General features: G+C 63.3%; 17 protein-coding genes. 10 read left to right on the top strand and 7 right to left on the bottom strand.

All coding sequences use genetic code 11. The features are described 5' to 3' along the window. The first annotated feature begins 89 nt into the window (after nucleotides 1-89). A complete protein-coding gene (locus tag ACO076_RS01555; protein ID WP_421724982.1) occupies nucleotides 90-1,244 on the top strand; it encodes a Gfo/Idh/MocA family protein in 1,155 nt (384 codons plus the stop codon). Here ACO076_RS01555 and ACO076_RS01550 read toward each other — a convergent pair. Together ACO076_RS01550 and ACO076_RS01545 are read right to left on the bottom strand one after the other, a co-directional pair. Next, on the bottom strand, nucleotides 1,228-2,244 hold the full coding sequence (locus ACO076_RS01550) for a LacI family DNA-binding transcriptional regulator (protein ID WP_421724981.1): 1,017 nt from the start codon (nucleotides 2,242-2,244) through the stop codon (nucleotides 1,228-1,230). The genes ACO076_RS01555 and ACO076_RS01550 overlap by 17 nt on opposite strands. 313 nt (nucleotides 2,245-2,557) lie before the next feature. After that, nucleotides 2,558-3,571, bottom strand: a complete 1,014-nt coding sequence (locus ACO076_RS01545) for a LacI family DNA-binding transcriptional regulator (RefSeq protein WP_421724980.1) — start codon at nucleotides 3,569-3,571, stop codon at nucleotides 2,558-2,560. Nucleotides 3,572-3,668: 97 nt separating this feature from the next. Here ACO076_RS01545 and ACO076_RS01540 point away from each other — a divergent pair, with 97 nt between their 5' ends. The 6 genes from ACO076_RS01540 to ACO076_RS01515 all read left to right on the top strand — a co-directional run bounded on the left by ACO076_RS01540 (nucleotide 3,669) and on the right by ACO076_RS01515 (nucleotide 10,633). Then, a complete protein-coding gene (locus ACO076_RS01540) occupies nucleotides 3,669-4,853 on the top strand; it encodes a phytanoyl-CoA dioxygenase family protein (RefSeq protein ID WP_421724979.1) in 1,185 nt (394 codons plus the stop codon). A gap of 287 nt (nucleotides 4,854-5,140) precedes the next feature. Further along, nucleotides 5,141-6,382, top strand: a complete 1,242-nt coding sequence (locus tag ACO076_RS01535) for an ABC transporter substrate-binding protein (RefSeq protein WP_421724978.1) — start codon at nucleotides 5,141-5,143, stop codon at nucleotides 6,380-6,382. A 135-nt stretch (nucleotides 6,383-6,517) separates the two neighbouring features. Beyond that, entirely contained in the window at nucleotides 6,518-7,405 is an 888-nt protein-coding gene (locus ACO076_RS01530) for a carbohydrate ABC transporter permease (RefSeq protein ID WP_421724977.1), read from the top strand. Between the two features lie 29 nt (nucleotides 7,406-7,434). Further along, nucleotides 7,435-8,241 (top strand): carbohydrate ABC transporter permease, encoded by an 807-nt coding sequence (locus ACO076_RS01525; protein ID WP_421724976.1) that lies wholly within the window; start codon nucleotides 7,435-7,437, stop codon nucleotides 8,239-8,241. A 19-nt stretch (nucleotides 8,242-8,260) separates the two neighbouring features. Further along, nucleotides 8,261-9,580 (top strand): sulfatase-like hydrolase/transferase, encoded by a 1,320-nt coding sequence (locus tag ACO076_RS01520; protein ID WP_421724975.1) that lies wholly within the window; start codon nucleotides 8,261-8,263, stop codon nucleotides 9,578-9,580. A gap of 36 nt (nucleotides 9,581-9,616) precedes the next feature. Next, nucleotides 9,617-10,633, top strand: a complete 1,017-nt coding sequence (locus tag ACO076_RS01515; protein WP_421724974.1) for a LacI family DNA-binding transcriptional regulator — start codon at nucleotides 9,617-9,619, stop codon at nucleotides 10,631-10,633. A gap of 16 nt (nucleotides 10,634-10,649) precedes the next feature. Here the strand turns inward: ACO076_RS01515 and ACO076_RS01510 are convergent, their stop codons facing one another. From ACO076_RS01510 to ACO076_RS01495, 4 genes are read right to left on the bottom strand one after another with little or no spacing between them, the layout of a single operon-like run. Further along, on the bottom strand, nucleotides 10,650-11,432 hold the full coding sequence (locus tag ACO076_RS01510) for an IclR family transcriptional regulator (protein WP_421724973.1): 783 nt from the start codon (nucleotides 11,430-11,432) through the stop codon (nucleotides 10,650-10,652). Between the two features lie 60 nt (nucleotides 11,433-11,492). Further along, the gene (locus ACO076_RS01505; protein ID WP_421724972.1) at nucleotides 11,493-11,945 is read right to left on the bottom strand and encodes a MaoC family dehydratase; all 453 of its coding nucleotides are present in this window, start codon (nucleotides 11,943-11,945) and stop codon (nucleotides 11,493-11,495) included. A gap of 10 nt (nucleotides 11,946-11,955) precedes the next feature. Continuing rightward, on the bottom strand, nucleotides 11,956-12,291 hold the full coding sequence (locus ACO076_RS01500) for a helix-turn-helix domain-containing protein (RefSeq protein WP_421724971.1): 336 nt from the start codon (nucleotides 12,289-12,291) through the stop codon (nucleotides 11,956-11,958). After that, nucleotides 12,288-12,524 carry a hypothetical protein gene (locus ACO076_RS01495; RefSeq protein WP_421724970.1) on the bottom strand — a complete coding sequence of 79 codons (237 nt, stop codon included), beginning with the start codon at nucleotides 12,522-12,524 and terminating at the stop codon, nucleotides 12,288-12,290. The genes ACO076_RS01500 and ACO076_RS01495 overlap by 4 nt, the downstream gene beginning before the upstream one ends. Before the next feature lie 139 nt (nucleotides 12,525-12,663). Between ACO076_RS01495 and ACO076_RS01490 the strand changes: the two genes are divergently transcribed. The 3 genes from ACO076_RS01490 (at nucleotide 12,664) to ACO076_RS01480 (ending at nucleotide 15,640) form a co-directional block, all read left to right on the top strand. Continuing rightward, a complete protein-coding gene (locus ACO076_RS01490) occupies nucleotides 12,664-13,887 on the top strand; it encodes a LeuA family protein (protein ID WP_421724969.1) in 1,224 nt (407 codons plus the stop codon). Nucleotides 13,888-13,936: 49 nt separating this feature from the next. Next, complete coding sequence (locus ACO076_RS01485) at nucleotides 13,937-14,386, top strand: GNAT family N-acetyltransferase (RefSeq protein WP_421724968.1); 450 nt, start codon at nucleotides 13,937-13,939, stop codon at nucleotides 14,384-14,386. A gap of 66 nt (nucleotides 14,387-14,452) precedes the next feature. Further along, on the top strand, nucleotides 14,453-15,640 hold the full coding sequence (locus ACO076_RS01480; RefSeq protein ID WP_421724967.1) for an enolase C-terminal domain-like protein: 1,188 nt from the start codon (nucleotides 14,453-14,455) through the stop codon (nucleotides 15,638-15,640). Nucleotides 15,641-15,703: 63 nt separating this feature from the next. On the opposite strand, the gene ACO076_RS01475 is transcribed toward ACO076_RS01480, so the two are convergent. Further along, nucleotides 15,704-16,426 (bottom strand): FadR/GntR family transcriptional regulator, encoded by a 723-nt coding sequence (locus ACO076_RS01475; RefSeq protein WP_421724966.1) that lies wholly within the window; start codon nucleotides 16,424-16,426, stop codon nucleotides 15,704-15,706. Between the last annotated feature and the right edge of the window lies 1 nt (nucleotide 16,427).

The raw sequence follows: 16,427 nt of genomic DNA, 5'->3' as shown, positions 1-16,427 counted from the left end.
TTCCGCGGCCGCGAAATGCGTTGCAAGCGCTTGCAGCAAGACTTACACAGACGATCCGTTGCATCAACCAATACGCAGGGAGAGAGAGCATGAGCCAGCGTCTCCGTTGGGGACTCGTCGGTGGCGGCGAGGGGAGCCAGATCGGCGACGCGCATCGTATCGCCGCCCGCATCGACGGGCTCATCGATCTGTCTGCTGCGGCGCTGGATATCGATCCAGAGCGAGGCCGGGCCTACGCCCGGGATCTCGGCGTCGCCCCCGATCGTGCGTATGGAACCTGGCAGGAGATGCTGGAGGGCGAGCGAAGCCGGCCGGACCGCATTGAACTGGTTACCGTCGCGACACCCAACGCGACCCATTTCGAGATCGCGAACGAGTTTCTCCGCAATGGGTTTCACGTCTTCTGCGAGAAACCGCTGACGATGACCGTCGAAGACGCCAACGCGCTGCTCAAGACAGCAGAAGCCAACGATCGGCTGCTTGCGGTCAACTTCGGTTACTCCGGCTATCCCATGGTTCGTGAGGCACGCGCGATGGTCGCCCGAGGCGACCTTGGCAGGATTCGACTCGCGGTCGCCGAGTTTGCACATGGTTTCCACGCGGATGCGGCGGATGCCGACAACCCACGGGTCCGTTGGCGGTACGACCCGAACCAGGCCGGTGTCAGTTCAGTCGTCGCCGACTGCGGCATCCATGCAATGCACATGATCGGATTCGTCACCGGTCAGCACCTGGAAGCTGTTTCCGCGCATTTTGCTTCTTTGGTTGGCGACCGGATTCTGGAGGACGATGCCGCCCTTAATCTGCGGTACTCCAGTGGAACCTTGGGACGGCTTTGGACCAGCGCCGTCGCCGTGGGGCAGATGCATGGGCTCAACTTCCGCATCTTTGGCGAAAAAGGCGGGCTGAGCTGGCATCAGGAAGCGCCGAACCAACTCTTCTGGACACCGCTTAGCCAGCCGACGGTCGTCATTGAGCGGGGGCATCCCGAGGCCAGCGATGCCGCTCGGGATGCGACTCGGATCACCATCGGTCATACGGAAGGGATGCTGGTCGCGTTTGCGAACCTTTATCGTGATCTTCATCGTGCCATCAGCGCCGGCGAACAGGGTGAACGAGACTTGGCTTTGTCGCTCCTGCCGATGGGGGCCGCCGGCGCGGAGATGGTGGCAGCCGTCGATGCCGCCGCCCGATCGACCAAGGACAACGGAGCCTGGGTCGAGCTCCCTAAGACGTCTCTTTAGTCGACCGAAGTGTTCCACGCACGACAGCCTTACACGCAAACAGCCGGATCTGTGCCGCGCCTCCCTCACCGTCGATTTGATCGTCGATCATGGCGACGGCATTTTCGACGATGTCCTCGAACGGCTGCCGGATGGTGGTGAGGTCATAGGCCGGCCAGCGCGCCATCGAGATATCGTTGAAGCCGATCAGACCGATATCGTCGGGAATACGTTTGCCTTTGGACCGGATGACGTCGGCCGCGCCCATGGCGACGATATCGTCACCGCAAAAAAGCGCTTCAAGATCGTTATGCTTGCTCAGCAGCGATTCCGCCGCCTTCATTCCGGCCGAGTGAGCGTAACGATCGGCGAAGGTCTCAACGCAACTCAGTCCGTTCCTCTCGATCACTTCGAGAAATCCACGGCGACGGTCGATGGTGGTCGTGGCGTTGCGCGGACCACCAACGAAACCGATCTTCTGGTAGCCGCGTTCGTGCAACATGCGGGCAGCGACGGCCCCGCCATCGGCGTTGTCCGCGGCAACCGAGCCGATCGATCCCGGCGTCAGGCTTCGTCCGAAAGCGACAACCGCCGGAATGTCGGACTTCTCCAGTGCGTTGAAAAAGGCCTGCGGCAGTGTCGATGACGCAACTATCACCCCGTCCGCCCGATATTGGAGCAGGAGCTCCAGTGCGTCGTCATAGTTGGTCGAAGCCGACAGGTTGAAGATCAAAGGCCGAAGCCGCCGCTCCTGGAGCGCCATGGTGAATCGGTCGAAGATCTCCATGAACGCCGGATTGCGGAAGTTGGTGGAGACGATCCCGATCAACCGCGACCGCTGCGTCATCAGGCTGCGAGCCAGGACGTTCGGCGTGTAGCTCAGAGTCTCCGCCGCCTTAAGCACCTTCTTTCGGGTACGCGGCGAGATGCTCGCGCCCTCGGTGAAGGCCCGCGACACGGCAGACACTGACACGCCCGCTGCCGAAGCGACTTCTCGCGCGGTGATCCTGGGCTTCTTCATCGCCGCCTAGGGAAGGGTCTCGTTTTTGTTCCCCGGTTCCGTAGCCTGATTCGCGAGTTCGACGGTGAAACAATGCGCCCGGTGAGAACCGCAGCGCCCGGTTCCGCGGCGGCATCGTCCGGGGGATCGCCTGTGTCCTTCGGGGCGACCGCGACTATGCGATCGCCGTCGATTGCGATGGTGGCGAGGAAGGGGGCCGCCCCTGATCCGTCAAGTACCGACGCGTTGATCAACCGCCAGTGCGCCATCGTCACCTCCCTTGCAAGCGCTTGCACATGTTGCCACGAGCCGACAACTTTGACAAAGGCTTGGGTCAGGGCCGATTGAACGGTGTGATGACCTGGATTGGGTTGGGCGACGGTGCGGGCGCTGCCGGCAGGGCGCGGTGGTAGCGCATGATGGCCTTGCACGCCTCGGTCATGTCGCGGCCGAGATCGTGATGCAGAACCGCATTGAGGCGCCCGTCGTCGAGCAGGCGGCTGTTCTCCGCGTCGAGGTCGTGGGCGATATAGACGGCGATGTCCCGTCCGCTGTTTGCGAAGGCTTCGAGAATCTCCAGGTTGCTTCCTCCGATTGAGTAGACGGCCCGAAGGTTCGGCGCTTCCGCGATGGCCGTTGCCACCTGGGGGCCGAGCGGCGGCCCACCGGCGCCCTGGGTAATTTCCACCAGGCCGAGATGGTCGTATCGCTCCCGGATTGCGATCCGGAAACCGATCTCGCGCTCTTCCTCGCCGCGAAACCGGGCGTTGCGTGTCGTGACCAGAATCGATGCGTCGGACGACCCGAGCCACTGCCCGGCCAGGTAAGCGGCTGTTGCGCCGGCCGCGCGATTGTCCATCCCCGCATAGGCGACACGAGCCGAAAGCGGCAGGTCGGTCGCGAAGGCCACCACCGGGATCCCGGCGGCGACCAGCGAAGCGACCACCGCGTTGGTCTTTGCCGTGTCGCGCGCCATCAGGATCAGCCCATGGCTACCGCGTTTCTTGAGATCGGCGCCGATGGCCTCCAACCGGTCGTCGGTGATTGCGATGTCGTTGACGTAGCGGGCGCGGATTACGGCCGGCTGCAGGAGGGGAGCGTTGGCGGTCAGTGCGGTCTGGGCGTCCTCGAAGAACGGGCGCGGCGCTTCGATCACCACGTCGATGATGAACTTGCGCCCGGTGAGACCGATCTGTGTTTCCTGGCGCTCAAGTTCGGCTATCGCCTGCTCAACGCGTCGCTGCGTCTGCGGGCGAACCCCGCCTCGGCCGTTGAGAACGCGATCGACCGTCGCGATACCGACACCTGCCTGTAGGGCGATATCCTTGTGAAGAAAACGGTGCGCCATTGATGGATTTTTGATGGCTTCTGATCTGTCCGGAGGTCGGCAAAGCAGACTATCTTTCGCTCTAACAGCAAAGACAAGCTATCGAGGAGAGAACGCCATGAACTTGCATGTTTCCGGACCGGAAAACGTTTGGCTTTCCGAAGAGTCGTGCACACTCGAAGACTTCAAGACCGTTCTAGCCGACCGCTCCGGCTGGTCGGGCGCACCGAATGCGATCACTGTCGAGCGCGACATCCCGATCTACGACGCGCGGTCGATCAAGGACCGGATCGACGACCCCCAGTCCATCGGCACGTTGATGGCCGAGTGGGCGCAGATTTTCCTCGACGGACCGGGCATCGTCGTCTTCAAGCACGCGATCGACGACGCGGCGATCATGGACGATGCGACGGCCGTTCTCGATACGATCATCGAAAAGGAACGCGAGACCAACACCGGCGGTGACCACTTTGCCAAGACTGGGGCCAACAGCCGGGTTTGGAACGCGCACGAGAAAATGTGTGTGGCCGCTCCCGAGGTCTTTGCCCGCTACTATGCCAACAACGTCATTCCGTTGATCGCCCGTTCGTGGCTCGGTCCCTACTACCAGGTCACCGCACAGGTGAATGTCGTGCGCCCCGGCGGCCAGGCGCAAACGCCACATCGCGATTATCATATGGGCTTCCAGTCGTTCGACCAATTGCGTCAGTACCCGGCGCATGCGCATCGGCTGTCGGCCGCTCTGACGCTGCAGGGAGCCATCGCCCACAACGACATGCCGATCGAAAGCGGGCCGACCAAATTGCTCCCCTATTCACAGCGCTACCTGCCCGGCTACTTCGCCGCCAACCTGGTGCCCTTCCAAGCTTACTTCGAAGAGCATTACGCTCAGTTGCCGCTTGAGAAAGGGGATATGGTGTTCTTCAATCCGGCGGTGTTCCACGCTGCGGGCGCGAACCGGACCAGCGACGTCCACCGCTTCGCAAATTTGCTTCAGATCGGTTCAGGCTACGGCCGCTCGATCGAGGTCGTCGATCGCGGTCGGATGGCGGTTGCGCTCTATCCGGTGGTCTCGGCCATGAAGCGCGAGGGCGTCTTGTCCGATCGGGCCGTCGACAATGTCATCGCCGCCGGCGCCGAGGGCTATCCGTTTCCGGCCAACCTTGACAACGACTCGCCAACATCGGGCATGGCACCGCCGAGCCAGCAGGAGCTGTTCGCGACCGCGATCGCCGAAGGCTGGGAAGCGGATCGCTTCGCCAAGGAGATCGACGCCTACGAAGCCCGCCGGGTTTCGCACTAGACGGGCGACACGGTTCAGTGCGGCTCGCGAAACGACTTTAGCCGAAAAACGGCTGCATCGGAGTTCGGACCGACGTTCGAGCTCAGCCCCCCACACTGATCGACACCGGCGGTCCGGTGACGGCAACGCCACAGCGACGCAGGCGGTCATCTCAAGCCGCGTCCCTGGCCGACGAAATCCAGATGATCCAAAGGCGCGCAATTCCCATTTTCGCGTTGCGTACGGTCAGTTAATCGATTAACTTACCTCGAACGAACAAGAACCAACACGCAGAGGGAGGAATCGGGATGATCAGGAGTAACAAAACCGTCGGGGCTGTTTGCCTGGCAGCCGGTTTGGCGTTCGGCATCGGCCACGCTTCGGCGGAGAACTTGACGGTCTATTGGAACGCCGGCCACGCCTACGACACCTATGCAGACGTTATCGCTGAGTTCGAGGCCGATCACCCAGGCTGGACGGTGCAGTGGGAGAAGTTTCAATGGCCCGATATGCGCACCAAGCTTGTCGCCGACTTGGCCGTTGGCAATACGCCCGATCTGGTTGCCGAGCCTGGCGGCTGGGTGCAGGAATTCGCCCAGCAGGGTCTGCTCACGCCGCTTGACCCCTACATCGAGCGGGATGGCGTCGAGATGGGCTATCCCGATGATTGGCAGGAGTTCGCCGTCAATCGCAATATGATCGACGGTTCCTACTACGGGGTGCAGATTCACCTGACCTGCGCCACACTCGTCTACAACGTCGATCTTCTCGCTGAAGCCGGCTATGACGCGCCACCGACCACCTGGGAGGAGTTCCGCGAGGTCGCCAAGGCGACGACGGGCAGCGGCCGGTTCGGCTTCGCCCCCAATCCGGTCCCGGCCTATTACTGGCCGTGGTTGTTCCAGAACGGCGCCGACTACTATGATCCGGAAACCAACACCGTCGTTTTCGACAGCCCGGAGGCGGCTGAAGCGCTTCAGTTCGTGACTGACCTTATCCATGAAGACCAGGCAGCGCCGCTGCCGGTCGCCGGCGCCGACTACGAGGGGCCGCAACGCTTGTTCACCGCCGGTCGTGCCGCGATGATCATCACCGGTCCCTGGGACGTCACCCCGATCCGGACCGGCAATCCCGATCTCAACTGGGCGATCGCGCCGTCGCTGGCCAAAAAGGAGCAAGCCACGCTCGCGGGCGGCGTCAGCCTGATGATTCCCGCCGCGGCCGAGCACCCCGATGAGGCCTGGGAACTGCTGAAGCGCTTCGTCTCGCTGGAGGCGGAACTCGCTGCGTCGAAGGCGAACGGCATGACCATGCCGCGCAAGAGCTGGGCGAAGGATCCGGCCGTGCTGGACGACGATGTTCTTGGCCGTTACGGCGCGTGTCTCGATTATGCCCGCGACATCACCGCGGAACTTCGGCTCACCGGCAAGAGCGCCGAGATCGAGCAGTTGCTCAAGACGGCGATCGACGAGACCGTCTACAACAATCGGCCGGCGCAGGAGGTGTTGTCCGAATACGCCGAGCGTGCCAACCAAATCCTGGCTGAGTGAACCGAAAGCCCCTGTAGAGGCTTTGCAACGCGGGCGGCGTCGGCAAGTGGCCGACGCCAGCCCCTGCCTTAGTGCCGCTGGTGGCCTCAAGTGACAACCGTCCCGCTCGGACGATCGCCGCAGGGAGTTTCGACGATGGCCTGGCTCCGCAGGCGGCGAACGCGTGACGCGCTGGTCGCCTACATGTTGCTGCTCCCGGGTATCATCTACTTCTCGGTCTACTTCTTTTATCCGATCGCCATCGAGTTCTGGGCGAGCCTGTTTCGCGGACAGCCGCTGATCGGTGCGTCAGAATTCGCCGGGCTTGCCAACTACACCGCCGCACTCACCGACCCGACCGTCCGCCACTCGTTTTGGATCACGCTGATCTACGCGGTCGGTACGACGTCGATCACGCTGCTTATCGGCCTCGGCCTTGCGTCGATTCTTTGCGGCCCGATGAAACTCAATGCTGCGATCCGCGCGATCATCTTCTTCCCCTACATCATCTCGTTCGTGATTGTCGCGCTGATGTGGAAGAGCCTTCTCGATCCGTATACCGGCTTGCTGAACAACCTCCTGATAGTTCTGGGGCTGCCGACCCAGAACTGGCTCAACACGCCGAGCACCGCCCTACCGACGATGATCGCCATCACGGTCTGGAAGGATGTCGGCTATGCGATGCTGATCTATATCGCCGCGATCCTCGGGATCCCCTCGACGCTCTATGAGGCGGCGACGATCGACGGTGCCCAGCCGCGCCAGACGTTCTTCATGATCACCCTACCGCTGTTGATGCCGGCGACACTGTTTCTCGCGGTCGTCGGGATGATCGGCAATCTGCAGGACCTTTCTGCGCCTTACCTGCTGACCGGAGGCGGGCCCGCTAATGCCACCCGCCTGTTCAGCCTGCATGTCTACGAGACGGCCTTTCTGGAACTTAACATCGGCTATGCGTCCGCGCAGTCGTTCCTGATGTTCATTGTCATCCTGATCGTCACTTTCGTTCAGTTCAGGTTGCTCAACCGGCAGGTCTCCTACTGATGTCGCCCGGGTCGCATCAGCGTGGGCCGTTGGGGAAGACGATTATCTATCCCGTGCTGGCGATCGCCGTGCTGCTGGCGGTCTTTCCGTTCTTCTACATGGTCTCGCTGTCCCTGCAGAGCGACGCGGACATTTTCGGCGGTGTCCCGATCATCTTTCCCGAGGTTCTGCAGGTATCGAACTATGTGGACATTTGGGAGCGGGCGCCATTCGCCCGGTTCATTCTCAACAGCTTCATCATCGCCGGCGGGATCACCGCGCTCCATCTGATCTTCGATCCGCTGATCGGCTACGTTTTTGCCAAGATGGATTTTCCCGGCCGACGCTTCCTGTTCGTGGCGACCCTGTCGACCCTGATGCTCCCCTTCTTCATTCGCCTCGTGCCCCTCTATATCCTTACCGCGCAGATGGGGTGGCTCAACACGTATCAGGGCTTGATCGTGCCGTTCGCAATGAGCGCCTACGGTATCTTTTTCATGCGTCAATTCATCCTGCCGATCCCCGATGAACTGATCGACGCTGCACGCGTCGACGGGGCATCCGAGATCAGGATTTTCCTCTCGGTGGTGCTGCCTCAGCTCAAGGCGCCACTGGCGACGCTGGCGCTGTTGACCTTTGTCTTTCAGTTCAATGAATTCCTGTGGCCGCTGGTCGTCGTCAGCACGACTGACATGCGGCCGATCACCACCGGACTGACCCTGTTCAATCAGGAATTCTTCACTCAGTGGAATCTCACCGCAACGGGCGGGGTCATCCTGTTCCTGCCGAGCTTCCTGCTGTTCCTCGTGACCCAACGCTATTTCATCCGCAGCGTGATGCTGACCGGCATGAAGTGATCCCGAAAGTACCACCGCAATGCCCAATCACCCGAATGTCATCGTCTTCTTCACCGATCAGCAGCGCTGGGACACGGTCGGCGCCCACGGCAATCCCATGAACCTCACGCCCAACTTCGATCGCCTGGCGAGCGAGGGTGCGTTCATCCGTAACTCGTTCACCTGCCAGCCGGTGTGCGGTCCCGCCCGGTCGGTGTTGCAGACCGGCCGCTACGCCACCGCCACCGGTTGCTACCGCAACGACATCCCGCTGCCACGACAAGAAAAGACGCTAGCCCACTATTTTGGCGCCGGCGGGTTCGACACCGCCTACATCGGCAAGTGGCACCTGGGCTCGCGCGATCCGGTGCCGGCCGACGAGCGCGGCGGATATCAGAGCTGGCTTGCCGCCAATATCCTCGAATTCACGTCGCAGGCTTACGATACCGTTGTGTACGACGAGCAGGATCAGGCGGTGCGGCTGCCCGGCTATCGCGTCGACGCGCTGACCGACGCCGCCATCCGCTATCTTGATCGCCCCCACGACCGACCATTCTTTCTGTTCCTGTCGTTCCTGGAGCCCCATCACCAGAACCAGAGCGACAGCTACCCGGCGCCGATCGGCTATGAAGAGCGGATACTGCAACGCCTGTCCTTGCCGGAGGACCTGGAGGTACTCGGCGGAAGTTCGCGCCAGCACTTCGCCGGTTACATGGGCATGGTGGCGCGGCTCGACGAGGCGCTCGGGCGGTTGGTTGAGGCGCTCTTCAGCCTGAGTCAACTCGACGACACTGTGATCCTCTTTACCTCCGATCATGGTTGCCACTTCAAGACCCGCAATCGGGAGTACAAGCGCTCCTGCCATGAAGCGTCGATCCGGGTCCCGACCCTGTTTCACGGTCCGGGCTTTAGCGGAACCGGCGCATATGAAGGTCTGACCAGCCTTATCGATCTGCCGCCGACATTGCTCGACGCGGCCGGGTTGCCGGTCCCGGATGCAATGCAGGGACGTTCGGTCCTCGCCCGGCGGCTCGACGGCGACGAGGGAGATGACGACGTCTTCATCCAGGTCAGCGAAGACCATGTCGGCCGGGCCCTCAGGACTCGCCGGTGGAAGTACGAAGTCATCGCGTCTGAGGCCGATGGCTGGAAGGACAAGGGCAGCGACACTTATGTGGAGTCGCAGCTCTACGATCTCGAAAGCGATCCGGCCGAACTCGACAATCTGATCGAATCCGGTGGCAAGGCGTCGGTGCGGCAGCGGCTGCGGGAACGGCTTGCCGAGCGCATGGTGGCTGCCGGCGAACCGAGGCCAAAGATCGTCGAGGCTCCCGCGCCCGCGCGCTCGCCGTCCACCTGACATCGCGCGAACGACATGGTGGCCGGACCAAGGAGCATGGCGCGTCAACCGACGATGATGGATGTCGCTCGAGCCGCGGGCGTTTCGACCGCGGCGGTGTCGTACCACCTCAGCGGCCGGGCCGAGTTGGTGAAGCGTGTTGGCCCTGAGGCGCGGAACCGCATCGAACACGCCATCGCAAATTTGGGCTACGTCCAGAACAAGACGGCGCGGCATCTGCGCCGACAACGGACGGAACGCATCTGCGTCCTGCTGCCCGAACTCGGCAATCCGTTCGCCGACAAGATCGCCCGTGATGTCGACAACGTCGCGCAAAGCCGAGGATACACGACCGTGGTGACGATCGGCGCCGACTTTGACGCGCGCCGTCAGATTTTGCGTGAAGTCGAGGCCGGGTTGACGGACGCCGTGGTGGCCAGCGTCGATGGCTGCTCGACGGCGGAAATCAACGATTTGTTCGCACCGCTCGTGCGTGCGAACCGGCCTTGCCTGGTGATACACCCGACCGCCGACCCGAAAGGAATCTCCGTCGTCAATCACGATCGGGTCGGTGGCTTGCGTGCCGCGCTTGCGCATGTGTTGGATCGGCAGCATCACACCATTGCTTATTGCGCCAACGGTGATGGAACGCTGAGCGATCCACGGATGGCACTGGTACGTACGTTCGCAACCGCCCACCGCGATCGAGTCGCCGAACCAATCCTGTTCGGCGGCGCGGAGTCCCGGCCCGGCGCCGTGGAGGTGGCTCGACGCCTTGTCGCCATGTCACCCCGACCGACAGTCGTCCTGTCGGAGTCGGATTTCTCGGCCGTCGCCATGATCAACGAGTTTCAGCGATCGGGCCTACGGGTACCGGACGACATCGCGGTGATCGGCTGTGGCAACGCCGAGGAGGGTGTCTTCTGCGCGCCACGCCTGACCACCATCGGTCCGACCGAGGTATCGCTCACCCGCGAGACGCGTTACCTCATTGATGTCGTCGAGGAACGGGTTGAGGAAAGATGGCGTCGTTTTGTCGTCCCTTGGCAACTCTACGTGCGCGAAAGCGGCTGACCGGCGGGTTCCTCGCTCAAACGAGCCCGGCGAGTTCGGTGATGCGGCGTGCCGAGGACGTGACCGCGGCAAGGATGGCGTCGACGTCCGGTCCATCGGCGCTGCGCAACGTCGCGACGACCAGAGCAGCCTTGGCCTTGGACTGCGGTGTGCCGACGAGAACGCCGACGTCGATCCCGCCGACAAAGCGCTCGCCGTCGGAAATCTCGTACCCGCGCTCGCCGACGGTGCGTACGCGGGTCAAAAACGCGTTGCGGATGTCTTCCGGCAATTGGCTGAAGTTGGTGTAATCGGACAGGAACGCCGTACGCGTGTCGTCGTCCATGGCGGCGAGGATGATACGCCCGGAGGTCGTCGACAATGGCGAATGGCGAGACCCCACCTCCACCGAAAGCCGCAGCGACTTCGGGCTCTCATGCTGGGCGAGCACGACGATCTCGCCATCGCGAAGCGTGGTCAGATGGCAGGTTTCGCCAACGCTCTCGGCTAGTTCCCGCATGACCGGCAAGGCGACGCGCAGCAGTTCCTCGTAGGGTGAGTGGGCGCGACTGAGTTCGAACAGCTTCAGCGTCAGCCGATACTGGCCGGCCGCCGTGCGCCGGATGTAGCCGCGGGCCTCCAGCGCGCTGAGAGTGCGAAACATCTCGCTGGCGTTCTTGCCCAACGCCCGCGATATCTCCGTCTGCGACATCGAAACGGCGGTCTCCGACAAGAGCTCCAAAACGTCCAGGGCCTTGTCGAGAGCCGGAACGGCGTACTTGGCCGCAGGCTTCTTCTTGGGCTTGTCCTTCACATTCATCGGATAGCCTTACAACGATTCGCCAGCCGAGATGGGTCGCCACCCGGCTGTTGCGGCCTGTCAATCGGCAGGTTGCTTGCGTTTGACGAGGTAGAGGTGATCACAAACTAGGACCGTCTCGCCGTCCTGGTTGGTGATTTCGATGGCTTCGACGATGAAGCCATGTGTGTTTCGCTTCGGATGATCGCGTTTCTCGGTAATCGCTGCGCGAACGGTGATGGTGTCGCCGATATGCACCGGTCGGACGAAGCGAAGGCGATCGTATCCGTAGGACATGGCGTGTGGGTTGATCGTCGATGCCGTCATGCCGATCCCCACCGAGAAGACCAGGGTCCCATGCGCCACCCGGCGTTTGAAGTCCTGGGTGGCGCACCACTCTTTGTCCATGTGATGGGGAAAGAAATCGCCGGTTTGTCCAGCGTGGAGAACGATATCGGCTTCGGTGATCGTGCGGCCGAAGCTTGTTCGCTCGGTCCCGATTTCATAATCCTCGAAGAACATTTCAACGATCATTCGGCATCCTTCAGCTGGCTTGACCGGTCTCGGCTCGATCGAACGGCGCGTCCGTGTCCAGGGCCTCGGTCGGGTCGTGGTGGTGGGACAGCTCGAAGAGTTTCAGGGTCAATGCATAGCGGCTGGTGCCGGGGTCCTGCGAGAGGTATCCGCGTTCGGCGAGATATACGACGACCCGGTAGATCTCGCCCATCGTCCGGCCGAGCCTCTCGACGATCTCGTTCATCGTCAGACCGTCCGGTGCGTCGGCCAGCACTTCCAGGACATCCAGCGCCTTCTCGACGGCGGGAACCGCCGACTTGCCCTTTCTGGCCGCATCCGCGGCGGGATCGTCCTGCCTGGTCATCGGGCGTCCTGGTCCGCCGAGCCGCCGGGTCGGATCACCTCGGCCTTGGCGAAACAGAGGGATATCAGTTCGTTCTCGTATCTGAGCCCCTGCTCGATCGTCAGGTCCAACGCACCGCGCACCGCGGCCTTGACCGCCCGGGTGGCGACGGTGGAATGGGACGCGATCGCCGAGGCGACCTCGCGGTCGACACGCAGTTCTTCGCCGTCATCGACCATGCCGATGCGTTCCAATTGCTATCACATTACATGCATATCTGAGCAGCGGTGCAGGTCGGCCCGCCACGTGAGTCGGTTGGATTTGCGAACCGCGCGCGGCCCGGCATGTTACCGTTGATCGCAACGGAGTCCCCCTTTTTTCCACGGAGCGACAATGGCGAATCCGAACGAGAGCGCTGACAGTGAAATCTGGAACCAGCCCCGGTGGGCGACAAGCCGGCACAACTGGGACCCCGCGATCGCCGTGCCGCCGCATTCGGTCGAACTACACGACCTGACCATCCGCGACGGCGAGGAGTCGGCCGATCTCGCCTTCACTACCGCCGACAAGGTGCGGATCGCCGAGGCGTTGGCGCGGCTCGGGATCAAACGCACCGAGGTCTTCCTCACCGTGCCCGGCTGGCAGGAGGTGGTGCGGGCGCTGCTCGCCCGCAACCTCGGCATGGACCTTTGGGTCACCTGGCAACCCGGTCGAGTCGAGACGGCGCTGGACCTCGGCGCCCGACACGTGATGGTCTGGTACCGCATCGGCGAGGTCTTCCAGCAGCATGTCGCCAAGGCGAGCCGCGCCGAGCTAATGGATCAGATGCTGGAGCAGGTCCGGGCCGCGCGGGCAGCCGGCTGCGTCGTCAACCTGTTCATGCCCGAGTCGACCCGGGCCGATCTGGAACACATCACGACCGCAGCGAAGGCGGCCGAGCAGGAAGGCGCCGAGGCGGTCACCGTGGTCGACAGCCAGGGCATCGCCCGGCCGAACGCCATGGCCTACCTGGTGCGCCACCTCAAGGCGGAAACCGGACTGAAGGTCGAAGTGCACTGCCACAACGATTTCGGCCTCGCGGTCGCCAACGTCCTCGGCGGCTACGAGGGCGGCGCCGACGTCCTGCAGGTCTCGATCAACGGGATCGGCTACCGGGCCGGCAACGCTGCCATGGAAGCGGTCGCCGCGGCACTGGAAATGATCTACGGCGTCGACACCGGTCTGCAGTTGGATCGCCTGCCGGAGGTCTGCCGGCTGGTCGAGGAGATCAGCGGACTACCGAACGGTTACTTCAAGGCGATCGTCGGTGACGGTGCCTTCCGCTACGAGCAATGGAGCGCCACGGCGGCGCTGATCGCCGGCGGTGAACGGCCCTACGCCTTTCCCTTCGAGCCGGAAGTCGTCGGCCGCACGCCGGAGCTGGTGGTCGGCAAGTGGAGCGATACCGGCGCGGTCGTCCAGAAACTCGCCGACTACGGTTTGCAGGCGACTCCGGATCAGGTGCAGCGGATCCTGGTGCGCAGCCAGCGCACCGGCGCGGCGAAGCATCGTCCGCTCGCCGACGCGGAGTTCCTGGCCATCGCCAATGCAGCCGGCGCGAGCGAGGTGGAGGGTTAGGGGTCACGTCCTGTGACGGCAAGCCAACATCCGGGACGCCGATAATCCGATGCCGCTCATGTTTCGACAGATGGACGTTTCCGATCTCCCGTCGGTGTTTGCGGTGCGGCAGTCGACCGTCGAGAACGCCATTACCATGGACCAATTGAGGGACGACTACGGCATCACGCCGGAGTCTCTTGCCAGGGCCATGGAGTCGGACGTTCGCGGTTGGTTGTGCGAGGAGGACGGCAAGGTGGTCGGGTTCTCGATGGGCGACCGATCGAACGGCGAGGTTCAGGTCGTCGCCGTCCTCCCCACCCATGAAGGTCGAGGGGTCGGATCGACGCTGCTGTCGCAGGTGCGAGACTGGCTCGCCTCGGAGGGGTACGAGGAGATCTGGCTGCTGGCCAATCCCGATCCGAATATCCGCGCGACCGGTTTCTACAAAAAGCTCGGATGGCGGGCCACTGGAGTCATGCGTGGCCACGATGAAGTGTTTAGGCTGCGGTTGCGGTGAGGCGCCGCTGAGCATCAATCGGGCGGCTTCTCGCGACGAATCGCCTCTTCGACAATGGGACGCATCATGAAAATCAAAGATATCCGCGCCTTCACCATCACCCGGCCGGGCATCGGGCAGCCGGTGGTGGTGTCGGAAGAGGGGCGGGCGCTCCAGCGCCGGGCGCCATGGATCGAGGATGCCGAGGTCGCGAGCCCAATGGCGCGCTTCCCGCGCTACAAGGCCCGCCGGGCGAGTTGGCGGGCGACATGGCCGGCGGTCGGATGCGTCGTGATCACCGACGACGGCACCTGGGGCTTCGGCACCACCAGCTTGGGCGACCCGGTGGTCGCGGTCATCAACCAGCATCTCGGCCCGCTCCTCGTCGACGAGAACCCGATGGCGATCGACAAGCTCTACGACCTGATGCTGCGCCTCGCCTCGCCCTATTCGCCGGCCGGTCTCGCCTCCTACGCGATCAGCGCGATCGATCTGGCGCTGTGGGACCTGAAGGGCAGGGCGCTTGGCCTGCCGGTATTCGAACTGGCGGGCGGCCCGGCGCGCGAACGCCAGACCTGCTACGCCACCGGCAACGATACCGACTGGCACCTGGAACTCGGTTTCACCGCGACCAAGCTCGCTTGTCCCTACGGTCCGGCTGACGACCTGGCGGCGATCGACCGCAACGAAGCGCTGGTCGCCGAGACCCGCGAACTGATCGGGCCGGATGTCGATCTGATGCTCGACTGCTGGATGGCGTTCGATGTGGCTTTTGCGGTGCGGCTTGCCGAACGGTTGAGGCCCTACGGCCTGCGGTGGATCGAAGATTGCCTGATCCCCGAGAACCCGTCGGCGCATGACGCACTGCGGCAGCGCCTCGCGTGGCAAACGCTCGCCACCGGCGAGCACTGGTACACGCCGTATGCGTTCTTCGACGCCGCGAGACGGCAGGTCGTCGACATCTTCCAGCCGGACATCCACTGGGTCGGCGGCTTCACCGCCTGCCAGCGGATCGCGGCGATCGCCGAAACCGCCGGTCTCGAAGTCATCCTTCACGCTGGCATGAACACGCCATATGGCCAGCACTTCGGTTACGCGAGCTCGGCCTCCCACTGGGGTGAGTTCTTCGTCGGCGGCGGGCCGGGCGTGCCGCTCGACAAAACGATCGGGTTCCCCGGCATGCGGGTGCCGCAGGATGGATCACTGACGGTCAGCGATGCCCCCGGCTTCGGTCACGGCCTCAGCCTCGAGACGATCGAAACGCTTTCGGGCTAGGCGTGCGCGATCCCGGCTGGCTTGGGGTCGCGTCGACTCGCCGGACGTGCTGGAGTTCTACCCTCACGACGCGGCGGATGCCGCGCGGACCTCCTCCATGTCCTTCTCGTTTTTCCTGAGGAGCGTGATGCTCGCCTGCCGCGCCCGGACAGGATCGCGATCCCGGACCGCCTCGGCGATCATCAGGTGATCCTCGAGATTTCGGAGGAAGGCCTGGTCGACCTGGATCGACAGCTTGAAGTTGGCCCGCAGCAGTAGGCCAAAACTGTGCGCGAGCGATCGCAGCAGCGGATTGCCGCAGGCCTCCAGCAACGTCTCATGAAAACGAACATCGTACGGGATCGCCCGCTCGTCGTCATCGACGTGCGCGCACATGCCATCATAGCAATCCAGGAGCTCGAGGATCTGCCGGTGCGTCGCGCGCTCGGCGGCGAGTGCCGCCGCGGCCGGCTCGACGATCATGCGCAGCTCGGACAGCGCCTTCAGCAGTTCGGCGCTGGTCGAATCGTCGGACAGCATCCAGTCGATGATCTGCGGATCGAAGAGGTTCCACGCAGCGGCCGGCTGGACGATGGTGCCGACACGACGTTCGCTGCGCACCAGGTTCTTGCCGGCCAGTGTCTTGACGGCCTCGCGCACCGCGTTACGGCTCGCGCCGTACTCCATCATGATGTCCTGCTCGACGAGGCTTGGGCCACTGGCGGTGAGATCGCCGCGCACGATACGCCGGCCGAGGCTGTCGACGATCTGCTGCGCGATGTTGAGCGATGCGGTGTCGGACGTCATG

Source organism: Bauldia sp. (assembly GCF_965232525.1).
Taxonomy (GTDB): domain Bacteria; phylum Pseudomonadota; class Alphaproteobacteria; order Rhizobiales; family Kaistiaceae; genus Bauldia.
This window is presented reverse-complemented; position numbering and strand designations above follow the sequence as displayed.

Bases quoted from the DNA above. Each gene is read 5' to 3' on its own strand.
- ACO076_RS01555 (WP_421724982.1), top strand. From the start codon at position 90: ATGAGCCAGCGTCTCCGTTGGGGACTCGTCGGTGGCGGCGAGGGGAGC.
- ACO076_RS01550 (WP_421724981.1), bottom strand. From the start codon at position 2,244: ATGAAGAAGCCCAGGATCACCGCGCGAGAAGTCGCTTCGGCAGCGGGC.
- ACO076_RS01545 (WP_421724980.1), bottom strand. From the start codon at position 3,571: ATGGCGCACCGTTTTCTTCACAAGGATATCGCCCTACAGGCAGGTGTC.
- ACO076_RS01540 (WP_421724979.1), top strand. From the start codon at position 3,669: ATGAACTTGCATGTTTCCGGACCGGAAAACGTTTGGCTTTCCGAAGAG.
- ACO076_RS01535 (WP_421724978.1), top strand. From the start codon at position 5,141: ATGATCAGGAGTAACAAAACCGTCGGGGCTGTTTGCCTGGCAGCCGGT.
- ACO076_RS01530 (WP_421724977.1), top strand. From the start codon at position 6,518: ATGGCCTGGCTCCGCAGGCGGCGAACGCGTGACGCGCTGGTCGCCTAC.
- ACO076_RS01520 (WP_421724975.1), top strand. From the start codon at position 8,261: ATGCCCAATCACCCGAATGTCATCGTCTTCTTCACCGATCAGCAGCGC.
- ACO076_RS01515 (WP_421724974.1), top strand. From the start codon at position 9,617: ATGGCGCGTCAACCGACGATGATGGATGTCGCTCGAGCCGCGGGCGTT.
- ACO076_RS01510 (WP_421724973.1), bottom strand. From the start codon at position 11,432: ATGAATGTGAAGGACAAGCCCAAGAAGAAGCCTGCGGCCAAGTACGCC.
- ACO076_RS01505 (WP_421724972.1), bottom strand. From the start codon at position 11,945: ATGATCGTTGAAATGTTCTTCGAGGATTATGAAATCGGGACCGAGCGA.
- ACO076_RS01500 (WP_421724971.1), bottom strand. From the start codon at position 12,291: ATGACCAGGCAGGACGATCCCGCCGCGGATGCGGCCAGAAAGGGCAAG.
- ACO076_RS01490 (WP_421724969.1), top strand. From the start codon at position 12,664: ATGGCGAATCCGAACGAGAGCGCTGACAGTGAAATCTGGAACCAGCCC.
- ACO076_RS01485 (WP_421724968.1), top strand. From the start codon at position 13,937: ATGCCGCTCATGTTTCGACAGATGGACGTTTCCGATCTCCCGTCGGTG.
- ACO076_RS01480 (WP_421724967.1), top strand. From the start codon at position 14,453: ATGAAAATCAAAGATATCCGCGCCTTCACCATCACCCGGCCGGGCATC.
- ACO076_RS01475 (WP_421724966.1), bottom strand. From the start codon at position 16,426: ATGACGTCCGACACCGCATCGCTCAACATCGCGCAGCAGATCGTCGAC.